General features: G+C 65.5%; 8 protein-coding genes and 1 other RNA gene. 7 read left to right on the forward strand and 2 right to left on the reverse strand.

The features are described 5' to 3' along the window. Positions 1-53 precede the first annotated feature (53 nt). Positions 54-2,297 (reverse strand): DNA polymerase III subunit gamma/tau, encoded by a 2,244-nt coding sequence (locus tag BTHE68_RS07350; protein ID WP_162065779.1) that lies wholly within the window; start codon positions 2,295-2,297, stop codon positions 54-56. Positions 2,298-2,462: 165 nt separating this feature from the next. Next, an RNA gene (ffs, locus tag BTHE68_RS07355) (signal recognition particle sRNA small type) lies at positions 2,463-2,561 on the reverse strand. A gap of 342 nt (positions 2,562-2,903) precedes the next feature. On the opposite strand from ffs, the gene trxA reads away from it, so the two are divergent. The 7 genes from trxA to BTHE68_RS07390 all read left to right on the forward strand — a co-directional run bounded on the left by trxA (position 2,904) and on the right by BTHE68_RS07390 (position 15,581). Continuing rightward, positions 2,904-3,230, forward strand: coding sequence for a thioredoxin TrxA (trxA, locus tag BTHE68_RS07360; protein ID WP_008349330.1), 327 nt, complete (start codon positions 2,904-2,906; stop codon positions 3,228-3,230). Between the two features lie 275 nt (positions 3,231-3,505). Next, positions 3,506-4,771 (forward strand): transcription termination factor Rho, encoded by a 1,266-nt coding sequence (gene rho / locus BTHE68_RS07365; RefSeq protein ID WP_035501035.1) that lies wholly within the window; start codon positions 3,506-3,508, stop codon positions 4,769-4,771. Positions 4,772-4,884: 113 nt separating this feature from the next. Beyond that, the gene (locus BTHE68_RS07370; RefSeq protein WP_162065780.1) at positions 4,885-5,712 is read left to right on the forward strand and encodes a M90 family metallopeptidase; all 828 of its coding nucleotides are present in this window, start codon (positions 4,885-4,887) and stop codon (positions 5,710-5,712) included. 138 nt (positions 5,713-5,850) lie between these two features. Continuing rightward, positions 5,851-6,105 (forward strand): type B 50S ribosomal protein L31, encoded by a 255-nt coding sequence (locus BTHE68_RS07375; protein ID WP_061178668.1) that lies wholly within the window; start codon positions 5,851-5,853, stop codon positions 6,103-6,105. 215 nt (positions 6,106-6,320) lie between these two features. Then, positions 6,321-8,084: an ArnT family glycosyltransferase gene (locus BTHE68_RS07380; RefSeq protein ID WP_162065781.1), complete on the forward strand. Its 1,764-nt coding sequence runs from the start codon at positions 6,321-6,323 to the stop codon at positions 8,082-8,084. Between the two features lie 40 nt (positions 8,085-8,124). After that, complete coding sequence (locus tag BTHE68_RS07385; protein ID WP_162065782.1) at positions 8,125-9,486, forward strand: MATE family efflux transporter; 1,362 nt, start codon at positions 8,125-8,127, stop codon at positions 9,484-9,486. Between the two features lie 92 nt (positions 9,487-9,578). Then, the gene (locus BTHE68_RS07390) at positions 9,579-15,581 is read left to right on the forward strand and encodes an Ig-like domain-containing alpha-2-macroglobulin family protein (RefSeq protein ID WP_162065783.1); all 6,003 of its coding nucleotides are present in this window, start codon (positions 9,579-9,581) and stop codon (positions 15,579-15,581) included. The last annotated feature ends 1 nt before the right edge of the window (position 15,582 follow it).

Genomic DNA, 15,582 nt, shown 5'->3' on the forward strand with positions numbered 1-15,582 from the left:
CCCGATATTCAATGCGGATGCGCGGCGTCGGACAACGCGCCGCGCGCTTCAGTTCATGACAGGTTCGCGCCCGGCGACGCGGCAATCGGCTTGATCGAACCTTGCACGATGCTCGCGCCGAAATCGCGGATCAGCGATTGCACGAACGGATCCTGCTTGATCTCCTGCTCGGCTTCCTGTTGACGTCGCGCGCGATCGGCGGCGTCGAGCGCGGCGGCGGTGCGGCGCACCGGCGCGACATTGACGCTGACTTCGATCGCGCGGCCGAGTTTCTCGGTGAGCGCGGCCTTGAGCTTCGCGACGTGCGAGGCATCGGTGTACATCTGCACCGCGACCGCGAGCGTGACGGAATTCGCGTCGCAGGCGCTCAGTTCGCTGTTGAACGCGAGCTGATAGGCGACGCCCTTCAGCGGCAGATCGACGGCGAGCGCCGGCCATTCGATGCTCACGCCGAGCGCGTCGAGCGGCACGGCGGGCGGCAGCGGCGTCGTGTCGATGACGGGCGCGGGCTGCGTCGCGGGCTGCTTCGCCGGTTCCGCGCCGAAACGCATGTCGTCGGGGCCGCTGTCGAAGGCGGGCACGAAGCCGTCGTCAGGCGGCATGAAGTATTCGTCTTCCGATCCCGCCGGCGAATAGTCGTCGGGCGGCATGTCTTCCCACGGCGGGACGACTTTCGATTGACCCGCATTGCCGGCTGCGGGCTTCGGCTCGGACGCGGCCGGCGTCGTCGGTACGCGGCGTGGCGTCGGCGCCCGAACCTGGACGGCAGGTTGCGCGGCAGGCTTCGGCGCAGCCGGCGCGCCGCGCGCGCTGCGATCGGACGAAAGGCGCATGCCCGCGCTGCGCAGCACTTCGAGCGCCGCGCTTGCGCCACTGGCCGCGCGCGACGCAGCGGACTCGGATTCCGCGACACGCGAAGCAACGGGCGCGGCTTCTTCGGCGGCCTGACGCGCGGCGCTGGGCACCGGCGCGGGTTTCGCGGGAACCGGCTCGCTCGCTTCGATGGTCGGTGCAGGCTTCGCGCTTTCGACCACGGTTTCGACCGGCGGCGTCTCCTTCGCCTTGACGACGACAGCTTCCACAGCAGGCGTTGGGGCCTTTGCCAGCGGCGCGGGTGCGACCGCGCGCTCGGCCAGTGCGCCTGCGAGCGCCGCGCTGCGCGCAGGCTTCGCACCCGACGGCGCGTTCACGGCCACGCCGCCGCCCGACCCGCTTGCCGGTTCGAACGCGAGCATGCGCAGCAGCGTCATCGTGAAGCCGGCGTATTCGTCGGGCGCGAGACCGAGTTCGCTGCGCCCGACCGTGGCGATCTGATAGAAAAGCTGAACCTGCTCGACGGAAAGCGTCTCGCCGAAGCGGCGGATATCCGCGGCTTCCGGCCACTCGTCCAGCACCGACGACGGCGCGAACTGCCCCCACGCGATGCGATGCAGCAGACTCGCGAGATCCTGCAGCGCCGTCGAGAACGAAAGACTGCGCAGCGCCATTTCGTCGGCGATCGCGAGCACGAGCGCGCCATCACCGGCGGCGAGTGCATCGACGAGGCGAATCAGATAGCTTTGATCGAGCGCGCCGAGCATGCCGCGCACGGCGTCCTCGGTGACCTGGTTGGCCGAATAGGCGATGGCCTGATCGGTGAGCGAGAGTGCGTCGCGCATGCTGCCGTCCGCCGCGCGCGACAGAAGACGCAGCGCCTGCAACTCGAACGCGATGCTCTCTTGCTGAAGAATGCTTTCCAGATGCGACACGATGTGTCCCGCCGGCATCTGCTTCAGGTTGAACTGCAGGCAGCGCGAGAGCACGGTGACCGGAATCTTCTGCGGATCGGTCGTCGCGAGGATGAACTTCACATGCGGCGGCGGCTCTTCGAGCGTCTTCAACATCGCGTTGAAGGCGTGGTTCGTGAGCATATGCACTTCGTCGATCATATAGACCTTGAAGCGCGCATCGACGGGCGCATACACCGCGCGTTCGAGCAGCGCCGCCATTTCATCGACACCGCGATTGCTCGCCGCATCCATTTCGACGTAATCGACGAAACGGCCTTCATCGATTTCCCGGCACGCACGGCACACGCCGCACGGCTTCGAAGTGACGCCGGTTTCGCAATTGAGCGCCTTCGCGAAGATGCGCGAGAGCGTGGTCTTGCCGACGCCACGCGTGCCCGTGAACAGATAGGCATGGTGCAGGCGGCCGCCGTCGAGCGCGTGCGTGAGCGCACGGACGACGTGCTCCTGGCCGACGAGCGACTCGAAAGATTTCGGCCGCCATTTGCGTGCGAGAACTTGATAGGTCATGCGCGAAATTGTATCAGCAACGCCCTCGCGCAAACGCCGCGCCGGAAGGCACAGGGCGCGCTGCGCGACGGCTCGGGAGCGCACGAAACCAGCGCGATTCGAGGGCGCGGGAATGACCGGATGACTTTGGAGAAACGAGGGAGGAACAGCAGAAGAAAAGCGGAAGGTGACGAGCCCGACCCTCGGCACTGGTGGAAAACGGCTGTGGCTGCTTCGTTCCCGACCTGACCAGGTTGACCGCGCCACCATGCGAGGAGGCCCGTCACGTCGAATCATACCACGGGGGCACACGCGGCCGGAAGGCGTCGGCGAATTACGCGCGCCGCCATAGCCCGCTCCTGGCCCTCTTGTGCTTGGTGTTTTCGCCCTCAGATCGTCCCTATCAGCAACCGGCAACGGATAGCAAAGTAGGCTAAGATGGCAAATGAATTGTGCGGAAGCGGTGCATCATGCCCTTTCGCGGATCATTCGCCGCCGCTTGCGAGTCGTTTCGGCGCACGGCGTGCGGGCCGAATCCTGCCCGTTGGCGACGAAAATTTTTTCAGTTTTGGTGTATCGTGGCGAGCATTCAAACGCGGGCCTCGAATCAATAGAGGTATTCAGACAATGAGCGAATCAATCAAGCACATCAGCGACGCTTCTTTCGAGCAGGATGTCGTCAAGTCGGATAAACCTGTCCTGCTCGATTTCTGGGCGGAATGGTGCGGCCCCTGCAAGATGATTGCCCCGATCCTCGACGAAGTCGCCAAGGATTACGGCGATCGCCTGCAGATCGCGAAGATCAACGTCGACGAACATCAGTCGACTCCGGTGAAGTTCGGCGTGCGCGGCATTCCCACGCTGATTCTTTTCAAGAACGGCGCCGTGGCCGCGCAAAAGGTTGGCGCATTGTCCAAGTCGCAACTCACCGCGTTCCTCGACAGCAACCTGTAACAGCAGCATCGGCGGGCGCCGGCACGACCCGGGCACTCGCCTCTCGCATTCGAAGCGCCGCCCCGGCACGACCGGCCAGGCGCATCAGATATGCAGCCGATGTTGTCACGCGACAACATCGGCCTAAACGCCCCGCCCAAAGCCCACCCGAGGCTCCTGTGGCGTGTGCTATGCTAGAATCACAAGAGTTCAAGAAGTATTAAGTCTCGAGCGGTTCCGCTCACCTCTTCTCCCAAATCTTTCTGTCGTACCTCTCTCCCCGGCGGGAAACCCGTATGCATTTATCCGAGCTCAAGTCTCAGCACGTGTCTGCACTGATCGAGATGGCCAATGGCCTCGAGATCGAAAATGCGAACCGCCTGCGCAAGCAGGAACTCATGTTCGCAATTCTTAAAAAGCGCGCCAAAGCGGGCGACACGATTTTCGGCGACGGCACCCTCGAAGTGCTGCCCGATGGCTTTGGCTTCCTGCGTTCGCCCGAGACCTCGTATCTCGCGAGTACGGACGACATTTACATCAGCCCGTCGCAAATCCGCCGCTTCAATCTGCACACCGGCGACACGATCGAAGGCGAAGTGCGTACGCCGAAGGACGGCGAGCGTTATTTCGCGCTCGTGAAGGTGGACAAAGTCAACGGGCAGCCGCCCGAGGCCTCGAAACACAAGATCATGTTCGAGAACCTCACGCCGCTGCACCCGAACAAGCCGCTGCCGCTCGAACGCGAAATGCGCGGCGAGGAAAACGTCACGGGCCGGATCATCGACATGATCTCGCCGATCGGCAAGGGTCAGCGCGGCCTGCTCGTCGCGTCGCCGAAGTCGGGTAAAACCGTGATGCTTCAGCACATCGCGCATGCGGTGAAGGCGAATCATCCGGACGTCATCCTGTTCGTGCTGCTCATCGACGAGCGCCCGGAAGAAGTGACGGAAATGCAGCGTTCGGTGCGCGGCGAAGTCATCGCGTCGACCTTCGACGAACCCGCCGCGCGTCACGTGCAGGTCGCCGAAATGGTCATCGAGAAGGCGAAGCGTCTGGTCGAAATGAAGCACGACGTCGTGATCCTGCTCGACTCCATCACGCGTCTCGCGCGCGCCTACAACACGGTCGTGCCGGCATCGGGCAAGGTGCTGACGGGTGGTGTCGACGCCAACGCGCTGCAACGTCCGAAGCGCTTCTTCGGCGCTGCGCGCAATATCGAGGAAGGCGGTTCGCTCACGATCATCGGCACGGCGCTCATCGAAACGGGCAGCCGCATGGACGACGTGATCTACGAAGAGTTCAAGGGCACCGGCAACATGGAAGTGCACCTCGAACGCCGTCTGGCCGAAAAGCGCGTGTATCCGTCGATCAACCTGAACAAGTCGGGCACGCGCCGCGAAGAACTGCTCATCAAGCCGGACCTGCTGCAAAAGGTCTGGGTGCTGCGCAAGTTCATTCACGACATGGACGAAGTCGAAGCGATGGAATTCCTGCTCGACAAGATCCGTCAGACGAAGAACAACGCCGAGTTCTTCGACATGATGCGTCGCGGCGGAGGCTGATTCCGCTTCGCTGCTTCAGCGCAAAAAACCGCCTGCTTGGTCAGGCGGTTTTTTTTCGTCTGGCGAGCGCCCGCTCCGTACAATCCGGTCTATCGAAGTCACCTGAACGACCGATGGCCAACCTCTTCACCCGCTGGTTCGGCGCGCAACGCCGCGAACGCGCGCTGCGCAAATACGCAATCGACGACACCCTCTGGCAACGCACGCTCGCCGCGTATCCGTGCTTCGGCCATCTGGACGCGAACGACCTCGGGCGTCTGCGCGAGACCGCGAGCCTGTTCATCGCGCAGAAGGAATTCTCGACCGCGCACGATCTCGAACTGACCGATCAGATGATCGTCTCCATCGCCGCGCAGGCCTGCCTGCCCGTGCTCAATCTCGACCTCGATCTGTATGACGGCTGGGTTGGCGTGATCGTCTATCCGGGCGAGTTCATCATCAGGAAGACCGTGGAGGACGAGGACGGCGTCGTACACGAAGTCGAACACGATGCGAGCGGCGAAGCATGGGAAGGCGGCCCCGTCGTGCTCTCCTGGGAAGACGCGCAAATGGCCGATGGCTCGGAAGCCTACAACGTCGTGATCCACGAGTTCGCGCACAAGATCGACATGGTGACGGGCGTCGCCGACGGTCATCCGCCGCTCTTTCGCCGCTGGCACGCACCGCTCGATTCCAGCGCCTGGGCCGATATCTTCGACAACGCCTACGACCAGTTCTGCGCGCGCGTGGACGCCGTGCCGGAGCGCCGCTGGAGCCGCTTCGAGCGCGAATCGCTCATCGACCCCTACGCGGCCGATCATCCCTCGGAATTTTTCGCGGTGTGCAGCGAGGCGCTGTTCGTCACGCCGCAGGCGTTCGAGACCGAGTATCCCGAGCTTTACCGGCTGCTCGCGCGCTATTATCGGCAGGACCCGGCGGGCGTCGGCGCGCTCGTCTCGTAAGCTGCGCCCGAGCCCCAAAAAAGATGTCAAGCGACTGATTTTCTGGCATAATCGCCGTTTTTCGACCCTAGGCAAGTGACTCGCGCGGTCATTTCGAAAGCGCAGCGGGTTGGCTACCGCCAGATACCAGGAAAGACCATGAAAGAAGGCATTCACCCGAATTATCGCGAAGTCCTGTTCGTCGACATGTCGAACGACTTCAAGTTCGTGACCCGTTCGACCATCCAGACGCGCGAAACCGCCGAATTCAACGGCAAGTCCTACCCGCTCGCGAAGATCGAAGTGTCGTCGGAATCGCATCCGTTCTACACCGGTCAGCAAAAGATCATGGACACGGCAGGTCGCGTCGAGAAGTTCAACAACAAGTTCGCTCGCTTCTCCACCAAGAAGTAAGTCGGCTTCGGGCTTCAAGGAAAAAGGGCAGCTTTGGCTGCCCTTTTTTGTCGCCGACTGCTTTTGGTCGTATTTGGTAAGCGTTGTTGCGCCGGGTTACGGGGAACGTCGATGAACCGCCCTTAAAGCCGCCGCGCGACTACAATGCCGGTTGCTCCAGCCCCACGCTCGCCTTGCGCGAGATCAGCGGACCGTTTTCCATCAAGTCTCTTCGCATGCGATCTGTCGTTCGTCTGACCGCCTCCGCCACCAGCGCCCTGCCGCGCTGGCTGTTGCTCGCCATCTGCATCACCTACGCGTCGTTCGGTCTCTTCGGCCGCGATCCGTGGAAGAACGAGGATGCGGCGGGCTTCGGCGTCATGTGGACGATGGCCAACGGCGACGCGCGCGACTGGCTGCTGCCGAACCTCGTCGGCCGCGCGCCCACCGCCGACGGCCCGCTGATGTACTGGCTGGGCGCATCGGCCATCCGGCTGCTGAGCCCGTGGGTCGACGCGAGCAACGCCTCACGCGTGGTGACGGGCCTGCTCTTCTGTCTCGCGTGCGCGTTCGTCTGGTATTCGGCCTATCTGCTCGGCCGGCGCGACGAGGCGCAGCCCTTCAAATACGCATTCGGCGGCGAACCCGAGCCGCGCGACTACGGCCGCACGCTCGCGGATGGCGCGTTGCTCATCCTGCTCGCATGCTTCGGCCTCGCCGAGCGCGGCCACGAAACCACGCCGCAGCTCGCGCAGTTCGCCGGCACCGCGATGCTCCTCTACGGCCTCGTGCGCAGCCTCGACAAGCCGATCCACGGCGGCATCGTGTGGGGCGTGGCGATCGGCGTGGTCGGGCTGTCGAGTTCGCCCGTGCTGGTGTTCGCGTTGCTGCTCTGCACACTCGCGATGACCATCATCGTGAAACAGGTACGCGCAGCGCCGCTCCTGATCTACGGCCTGCCGGTTGCGATCGTGCTGATCGCCGCATGGGTGCTGCCGACGCTGCATTACTTCCCCGACGACGGCGAATGGTGGCTGCGCCAATGGTGGCGCAACAGTTTTTCTTTCTTCTCCGGCACGCCGGGCTCGATCTTCGGCTACGCGATCAAGAACCTGCCGCTCTTCACGTGGCCCGCGTGGCCGCTCGCGCTGTGGGCGTTCGTCAGCTGGGGCGGGCTGCGCCGCTCGCCGCACGTGGGCGTGCCGCTGTCGATCATCGGGCCGCTGCTCGTGCTGGTCGTCCTGCAGGCGCACGAGACCAACCGGCTCTTCATGCTCCTGCTGCCGCCGCTTTCCGTGCTCGCGACCTTCGCGCTGCCCACCTTGAAGCGCGGCGCGATCAACGCGATCGACTGGTTCGCGATGCTGAGCTTCACCATCATCGGCTCGCTGGTGTGGCTCGTGTGGACCGCGGGCATGTTCGGCTTCCCCGCGTCGATGGCGCGCAATCTCGCGCGCCTCGCGCCGGGCTTTCATCCCGAATTCAAGCTGATTTCCTTCGTGTGCGCGGTGGCCGTGACCGTCTGCTGGTTCCTGCTCGCGCGCTGGCGCCTCGCGCGTCATCCGAAGGTGCTGTGGCGCAGCGTCGTGCTGTCGAGCGCGGGCACCACGCTCATGTGGGTGCTGCTCATGACGCTGTGGCTGCCGGTGGTGAACTACAGCCGGACCTACCGCGACGTGGCCGAGCAGATCGCCGATCACCTGCCGCCCGACTACACCTGCATCTCGCCCGTGCGTCTCGGCGACGCGCAGATCGCCACCTTCGCCTATTTTGGCGGCATGCATTTCGCGTTCGACGAGGACTGCGACGTGATCCTGCGCCAGGACCCGGCGGATTACGGCGAGCCGTCGTCGATGTCGGCGTTCCAGTGGAAGCTCGTGTGGGAAGGCCGGCGCGTCGCCGACCGCGACGAGCGCTTCCGGCTCTACGTACGCATCGAGCGTCCCACGCCGCCGGCGCAGAAGCCGCTGCGCCCGAAGAGCCTGCGCCGGACGCAATAACGCGATGCGCGCGACGCTCACCCCGACCAGCACAACCGGCATGCTGAGCGACGTGCGCAAGATCGCCGCGCTCGCGTGGCCGGTGCTGATCGGCCAGCTTGCGGTGATCGCGTTCGGCGTGATCGACACCGCGATGGTCGGCCGCTTCTCCGCCACCGATCTGGCCGCGCTCGGCCTCGGCGGCTCTGTCTATATCTCGGTGTATATCGGCCTCACGGGCATTCTGGTCGCGTTGCAGCCGATCGCCGGGCAACTGTTCGGCGCGGGCCGCGAAAGCGAGATTGGCGAAGAGACGCGCCAGGCGTTCTGGCTCGCCGCCGTGCTCGCCGTGATCGGCTTCGTGCTGCTGTTCCATCCCGAGCCGCTGCTGTCCCTCGCGAAGACGCCGCCCGCGCTGCACGACCGCACCGTCGACTATCTGCGGATTCTGTCGTTCGGCCTGCCCGCGAGCCTCGCGTTTCGCGTCTACAGTTCGCTCACCAACGCGGTCGGCAAACCCCGGCTCGTGATGTTTCTGCAAGTCGGCGGCCTGCTGCTCAAGTTTCCGATCAACACCTGGTTCATCTTCGGCGGCGCGGGCTTCCCCGCGCTCGGCGGTCCGGGCTGCGCGCTCGCGAGCACGCTCATCAACTGGGTGCTCGCGATCGTCGGCATGACGGTGCTCTTCAAGGTCGAGTTCTTCCGCCCGTTCGGCATCTTCTCGCGCTTCTGCTGGCCGGTCTGGCGGCGTCAGCTCGCGCTCCTGCGTCTCGGCATTCCGATGGGTCTCTCGTATCTCATCGAAGTGACGTCGTACACGTTCATGGCGCTCTTCATCTCGCGCTTCGGCACGACCACGCTCGCCGGTCATCAGATCGCCGGCAATCTCGGCGCGGTGCTTTACATGACGCCGCTGTCGATCGGCATTGCGTCGTCGACGCTCGTGTCGCAGGCGCTCGGCGCCGGACGCTACGACGACGCGCGTTCGATCTCGCGTCACGGTATCGGCATGGCGTGCGTGCTGGCGCTCGCCTACGGCGTGCTTCTGATCGCCGCGCGCGCTCACGTGATCGCGGCCTATACGCCCGATGCGGGCGTCATCGCCGCCGCGATGCCGCTCGTGCTCATCATTTTCTTCTATCACTTCTGCGACGCGCTGCAGATCACCACCGCGTTCATCCTGCGCGCGTACAAGGTGACGCTCGTGCCGACCGTGATCTACGCCATCGCGCTGTGGGGCATCGGGCTCGGCGGCGGCTATCTCCTCGGCTTCGACGTGGGCGGCGGCGTGCCCGAGTGGCTGCAGGGCGCGCGCGGTTTCTGGATCGCGAATTCGGCGAGTCTGGGTATCGCGGGCGTCGGCCTGTTTCTCTACTGGCGGCGCGTGAGCGCGCGGCATCTGAACAAGGTCGATCCGACCTGATGTGTGGAAAAACATCATCGGCTCGCATCATCGGAAAGACTGACGTAAGGCTCCAGTAGAATTTCGCGTCGAGGGAAACCCGGAGCGAGTGGATGAGCCGCATTACAACGTCACAAAAAAAATGGATTCTGGCCGCAACCACGCTGATCGCCGCGCTTGGTTTGAGCGCCGCGCTGCATCGAGCCGATGCCGCGCGCATCGCCAGCGTGTCTCCGCAAGGCAAGGTCGCGCAAGTGCGGCAGGTCGTCGCCAAATTCGACGAACCGATGATCGCGTTCGGCAACGCGGCGGCGGGCGCGCCCGGCAAGCTCGCCTGTAGCGGTGCGAGCACGGCGGCGACCGCGGGCTCGGGCCGCTGGATCGACGCCAGAACCTGGGCGTTCGACTTCGAGCACGATCTGCCGCCCGGCGTGCGCTGCGCGCTCGATCTCGCGGACGGCCTCAAGTCGGTCGCCGGCAACGCGCTTTCCGGCCCGCGCCACTTCGCGTTTCAGACGGGCGGACCGTTCGTCACGCGCATCATGCCGAGCTACGGCGACATCGAAGAGAATCAGGCCTTCGTGCTGCGGCTGAACGGCCCGGCGACGCAGGCTTCGGTGCTTCAACACGTCTGGTGCGAATCGAGCGCGCTCGGCAACCGCATTCCGGTGCGCGCGGTCGATGACGCCACACGCGCCGCCCTGCTCGACCATTTCAAGCTGCAAAAGGAAAGCGATCGCGTGCTTACGCTCGCGTGCCAGCAAACGTTGCCGTCGGCGACCAAAATGCAGCTCGTGTACGGCGCGGGCGTGACGGGGCAAAGCGGCATCGCCAACGACGTCGAGAAGCGCTTCGACTTCAACGTGCGCGAGCCCTTCACGGCGAACTTCTCCTGCGAGCGCGAGAACGCGAACGCGCCTTGCACGCCGCTGCGTCCGCTGCGCCTGAACTTCAGCGCGCCGATCAGCCGCGCCGACGCGCAGAAGTTCGTGCTGCACGGGCCGAAGGGCAACGCGTCGCCTCGTTTCGATGCGACCGACAAGGATGCCGAAGTCAGCGCCGTCGAATTCGCCGCGCCGCTGCCCGAGCGCGCCGATCTCACCATCGACGCCCCCGCGAACCTGAAGGACGTCAGCGGCCGCGCGCTCGCCAACGCCGATCTCTTCCCGCTAAAGACCGCGACCGCCCCGATGCCGCCGCTCGCGAAGTTTTCGTCGGGCACGTTCGGCATCATCGAGCGCTTCGCCGAACCGGACATGCCCGCGATGCTGCCGGTGACGCTGCGCCACGTCGAAGCGGATCTACATGTGCAGGGCCTCGATTCGGGCACCTCACAAATCACGAAACTCAAGCTCGATGCCGATCAGGACATCCGCCAGTGGATGCGCGCGGTCGATCTGTTCGACGGCGTCGCGATGCCGCGCTCGACCATCGAGGAGCGCATGCCGGCGATGCTGCGCAACGGCATCGCGCCGGTCGTCATCCCGAACAGCGACGGCTCGGTGTCCAAAGACCCGCAGATCGACATTCGCTCGCTGTCGATGCTGGCGAAACAACGCGGCGTCGAAACGCTCACCCTGCCCGCCGCCGATCCGAAAGCCTTGCGGCCGTTCGAAGTCGTCGGCATTCCGCTCACGAAGCCGGGCTTCTATGTCGTCGAACTGAACTCGCCCGCGCTCGGCGCGTCGCTGCTCGGCAAACAGCAGGCGATGTACGTGCGCACGTCGGTGCTCGTCACCAATCTCGGCGTGCATTTCAAGCAGGGGCGCGAGAACAGCCTCGTGTGGGTCACGACGCTCGACAAGGGCAAGCCCGTGGCGAACGCGCAAGTGCGCGTGACCGACTGCAACGGCGAGGAAATCGCCACCGCGAAAACCGACGCGCAAGGGCTCGCGAAGATCGGCAAGCCGCTCGTGGCCGCGCGCGAATGCAACGAACACAGCCTCGCGTGGGGCGGCTTCTTCGTGTCGGCGCGCGTGAACGATCCCGTCACCGGGCCGGACATGGCGTTCGTGTTGTCGGACTGGAATCGCGGTATCGAATCGTGGCGCTTCAACGTGCCGACCGACATGAGCGCGACGCGCACGACGCGCGCCCATACGGTGTTCGACCGCACGCTGCTGCGCGCGGGCGAGACCGTGTCGATGAAGCATCTGCTGCGCGTCGAAACGCTCGGCGGCTTCGCGTTCCCGGCGAGTTATCCGAGCCGCGTGACGATCCGCCACGTCGGCAGCGGCCAGACCTGGCATCTGCCGCTCAAATGGGCGGCCGATCATAGTGCCGATTCGACCTTCACCGTGCCCGTCGCCGCGAAGCTCGGCGAATACAGCGTGACGCTCGACAACGGCGCGGCCGCTTCGAACGGCAATGACGACGACAACGACAACGCCGTCACGCAGTCGTACGAATCGGGCAGTTTCCGCGTCGAGGAATTCCGCCTGCCGGTGTTCAAAGGCGCGATCACGGCCGGCGACGCGAAATCGCCCGGACTCGTCGGCGCGCAGGAAGCGGCCGTCGCGGTGCGGCTCGAATACGTGCAGGGCGGACCGGCGTCGAATCTGCCGGTGCAGGTTTCGGCGCTCGTGCGCGATACAGCGCCGGCGTTTGCTTCTCAGTACGAGGCGTTCAGCTTCGCACCCTATCGCAAACCGGCGAACGACGGTGCAAGCGCGCCCGCCGAAGACGAAGACAGCGAACAGCAGGACAACGCGACGACCAAGCTCATCGCGGACAAACTGCGCGTGACGCTCGATCGCGACGGCGTCGGCAAGGTCACGGTGAAGCCGCTGCCGGCGGTCGAATCGCCGAAGCGTCTCGCACTCGAAGCGAGCTTCGCCGATCCGAACGGCGAGATCCAGACCATCAGCGGCAGCGCAACCCTGTGGCCGGCCGCAGTCGCCGTCGGCGTGAAGGCGGGGCATTGGGTGTCGGTCGGCGGCGCGCTGCCGGTGCAGGCCATCGCGCTCGATTTGCAGGGTAAGCCGCGAGCGGGCGTATCGGTCGATATCAAGGCCGTCGCGCGCGTGATGTCGAGTTCGAGGAAACGCATGGTCGGCGGTTTCTATGCGTACGACAACCACACCGAGATCAAGGATCTCGGCACGCTGTGCAGCGGCAAGAGCGACGATCACGGCATCGTCTCCTGCGACGCGAACCTGAAAGAACCGGGCAACGTCGATCTGATCGCGGTCGCCAAGGACGGCGACGGCCGCGCGGCCAACGCGAGCACGTCGGTGTGGGTCACGCGCCAGGATGAGTTGTGGTTCGGCGGCGAGAACACCGATCGCATCGACGTCTTGCCCGAAAAAACCAGCTACGAACCCGGCGAGACCGCGCGCTTTCAGGTACGCATGCCGTTCCGCTCGGCGACGGCGCTCGTCGCGGTCGAGCGTGAAGGCATCGTGGAGACGCGGGTCGTCGAACTGAACGGCCGCGACCCGACCGTCGAGCTGAAAGTCGAGGAAACTTGGGGGCCGAACGTCTACGTGTCGGTGCTCGCGTTGCGCGGACGCATCCGCGAGGTGCCGTGGTATTCGTTCTTCACCTGGGGATGGAAGGCGCCCGTCGAATGGGCGCGCGCGTTCTGGTACGAAGGCCGGCAGTATCAGGCGCCGACGCCGCTCGTCGATCTGTCGAAGCCCGCGTTCCGTTACGGGCTCGCGTCGATCAAGGTCGGCACGGCGGCGCACCGGCTCGCGGTCAACGTGAGTCCGGATGCGAAGTCGTACACGGTGAGAAGCCGCGCGCACGTCAAGGTCAAGGTCGCGCTCCCCGACGGCAAGCCCGCGCCGGCCGGCACGCAGATTGCCGTCGCAGCCGTCGATGAAGCGCTGCTCGAACTGATGCCGAACCGAAGCTGGGACGTGCTCGACGCGATGCTGCAGCAGCGCGCCTACGGCGTCGAGACGGCGACCGCGCAGATGGAGATCATTGGACGGCGTCACTTCGGACGCAAGGCGGTGCCCGCGGGCGGCGGCGGCGGACACAGCGCGACGCGCGAGCTGTTCGACACGCTGTTGCTGTGGAATCCGCGCGTCACGCTCGATGCGAAGGGCGAAGCCACCGTCGACGTACCGCTGAACGACGCGCTCACGCGCTTTCGGATCGTCGCGGTCGCGGCGGTCGGCGCGGGGCAGTTCGGCACCGGCAGCGCATCGATTCAAAGCACGCAGGACTTGCAGCTGATCTCGGGATTGCCGCCGCTCGTGCGCGTCGGCGATGCGTTCCGCGCGCAGTTCACGCTGCGCAACACGACCGCGCGGACGATGCACGTCGTCGTCGCGCCGCGCGCCGGTTCCCTCGCGCTCGACGCGCGCACGGTGGAGCTTGCGCCGGAATCGTCGCAGGAAGTGGCCTGGGACGTGACGACGCCGGATGTCCTCGGCGCCAATTCCTCCGCGAGTCTCGCGTGGGAAGTCAGCGCGGCGGAACAGGCCGCGCCCAAGGCAAGCGACGCCGTGAAGCTGACGCAGAAAGTCGTCGCGGCGATTCCCGTCACCGTGCAGCAGGCGACGATCACGCAGGTCGACGGCACCTTCGCGCTGCCCGTCGCGCCGCCCGCCGACGCGAGCAAATCGGGCGATGGCGCCGTGCGCGGCGGCATCGCGGTGTCCTTGCAGCCGAAGCTCGCGGACGGCCTGCCCGGCGTGCGCCGCTGGTTCGAGCGCTATCCGTACAATTGCCTCGAGCAGCAAACCTCGCGCGCGCTCGGCCTGATGGACGCCGCGCAATGGCAAGGCGTGCTCACGAAGATGCCGTCGTATCTCGACCGGGACGGCCTCGCGAACTACTTCCCGCCCGCCGACGACGAACGTCCGACCGGCAGCCCCGCCCTCACCGCGTATCTGCTCGCCGTCAGCGACGAAGCCGCGAAACAGGACAGCCGCTTCGCCCTGCCCGCCGATCTGCGCAATCAGATGGCGGCGGGCCTCGCGAATTTCGTCGACGGCAAGCTCGAACGCAAGTTCTGGACGCCACGCAACGATCGCGACTTCGAGAAGCTCGCGGCGATCGAGGCGCTGTCGCGCTACGGCCTCGCGCAGGCGCGCATGCTCGGCTCGATCACGATCGCGCCGGACCAGTGGCCGACCTCGGCGGTGCTCGATTACTACGCGATCCTCTCGCGCGTCGAGGGCATTCCGAATCGCGACGACAAGCGCGCGCAGGCGGAGCAGATCATCCGTGCGCGCCTGACGTATCAGGGCACGCGCCTCACCTTCTCGACCGAACGCGACGACGATCTCTGGTGGCTCATGACCGGCACCGAGACCAACGCCGCGCGCACGGCGCTCATTTTCGCGGACGCGCCCGGCTGGAAGGACGAAATGCCGCGCGTCGTCGCGGGCCTGCTGGCTTTGCAGAAGAACGGCGCATGGCAGACGACCACCGCCAATCTGTGGGGCGCGCTCGCGGTCGGACGGTTCTCGCGCCTGTTCGAGAGCACGCCGGTCACGGGTCATACGTCGATTCAGCTCGGCACTTCGACACAAGGTGTGAACTGGAGCGCGCCTGCATCGAATGCGCCCGCTTCGGCCACGTCCGTGACGAAAACCGCGAGCGTGCGCAGCGTCATGCTGCCGTGGAGCACCGGTTCGCTGACACTGACGCAAGACGGCACGGGCAAACCGTGGGCGACAATCGAAAGTCTCGCGGCCGTCGCGCTGAAGGCGCCGTTCGCGGCGGGCTATCGCATCGCGAAGACCGTCACGCCGATCGATCCTGCCGTGAAGGGCGTGCTCTCGCGCGGCGACATCGTGCGCGTGCATCTCGACATCGACGCGCAAGGCGACATGACCTGGGTGGTCGTCAACGATCCGATTCCCGCGGGCGCGACGATACTCGGCTCCGGTCTCGGCCGCGACTCCGAAGCCGCGACATCGGGCGAGAAGCAGGATCGCGGCGCGTGGCCCGCGTTCGTCGAACGTGGCTTCGAGGGCTATCGCGCGTATTACGACTATCTGCCGAAGGGCAAGCTGACGGTCGAATACACGATGCGGCTGAACAATCCCGGCACCTTCGGCCTGCCGCCGACGCGCGTCGAAGCGCTTTACGCGCCCTCGACGTTCGGCGCGTTGCCGAACGCGGCGGTGACCGTGCAGCCGTCGCCCGCGAAGTGAC

Origin of the sequence: Burkholderia sp. THE68 (genome assembly GCF_009938265.1) — a bacterium.
GTDB lineage: Bacteria > Pseudomonadota > Gammaproteobacteria > Burkholderiales > Burkholderiaceae > Caballeronia.